Source organism: Streptomyces sp. NPDC029152, from assembly GCF_055564355.1.
In genome coordinates, this window is record NZ_JBVHWR010000070.1 from 1 (window position 1) to 1,335 (window position 1,335).

1 protein-coding gene is annotated in these 1,335 nt (G+C 68.9%); it reads right to left on the minus strand.

The window, feature by feature from the left end:
• Positions 1-166 precede the first annotated feature (166 nt).
• Positions 167-1,335: alpha-amylase family protein (locus ACZ4V6_RS36565; protein WP_467835598.1), on the minus strand; the 1,169-nt coding region annotated here is incomplete at its 5' end.

The following is a 1,335-nucleotide window of genomic DNA, read 5'->3' on the forward strand; positions in this document are numbered from 1 at the left end:
TAGTCCAGTTTGGCGGTCAGTCCCTTGAGGTCCCCGACGCCGTCGCCGTTGCTGTCCTGGAAGGAGCGGACGAGGACCTCGTAGAAGACGGCCCGTTTGAACCAGTCCGGGTCGCGGTCCTTGGCCGGGGTGTCCTCGAAGGTGTCCGGTACGGGCTCGTTGACGGTCATGAGGCTGCCGACCCTTCGTTCTGCGGCGCGGTGGCGGGCGGCCGCTGGACGTGGAGGACGTGCGCGGGCGTGCGGCCCGGCTCGAGGCGCACGTAGTTCGTCCTGCCCCAGTGGTAGGTCTCACCCGTGAGCTCGTCGCGCACCGGTACCGACTCGTGCCAGTCCAGGCCGAGCTGCGGCATGTCGAGACAGACCGTGGCCTCCTGGGTGCGGTGGGGGTCGAGGTTGACGACCACCAGCACGACGTCGCTCCCCGCGCGCTTGCTGTACGCGATGAGGGCGTCGTTGTCGGTCCGGTGGAAGCGCAGGTTCCTGAGCCGGTGCAGCGCGGGATGGTCGCGGCGGAGGGTGTTGAGGCGGGTGATGAGGGGGGCGATGGTGCGGCCCTCGCGGTGGGCGGCGTCCCAGTCGCGGGGTTTGAGCTGGTACTTCTCGCTGTCGAGGTATTCCTCGCTGCCTTCGCGCAGGGGGGTGTTCTCGCACAGTTCGTAGCCGCTGTAGATGCCCCAGGCGGGGGAGAGGGTGGCGGCGAGGATCGCGCGGACCTCGAAGGCGGGGCGGCCGCCGTGCTGGAGGTAGGCGTGCAGGATGTCGGGGGTGTTGGCGAAGAGGTTGGGCCGCATGTAGGCGGCGGCGTCCCCCGACAGTTCGGTGAGGTACTCGGTCAGTTCCTGCTTGGTGGTGCGCCAGGTGAAGTAGGTGTAGGACTGCTGGAAGCCGATCTGGGCCAGGGTGTGCATCATCGCGGGGCGGGTGAAGGCCTCCGCCAGGAAGATGACGTCGGGGTCAGCGCGGTTGATCTCGCCGATGACGCGTTCCCAGAACACGACGGGTTTGGTGTGGGGGTTGTCGACGCGGAAGATGCGCACGCCGTGGTCCATCCAGAAGCGCAGCACGCGCACGGTCTCGGCGACGATGCCGTCCAGGTCGGCGTCGAAGGCGATGGGGTAGATGTCCTGGTACTTCTTGGGCGGGTTCTCGGCGTGGGCGATGGTGCCGTCGGGGCGGTGGTGGAACCACTCGGGGTGCTTGTGGACCCAGGGGTGGTCGGGGGAGCACTGCAGGGCGAAGTCGAGGGCGGTCTCCAGGCCCAGGGCGGCGGCCTCGGCGACGAAGCGGTCGAAGTCCTCGAGGGTGCCCAGGTCGGGGTGGACCGCGTCGTGGC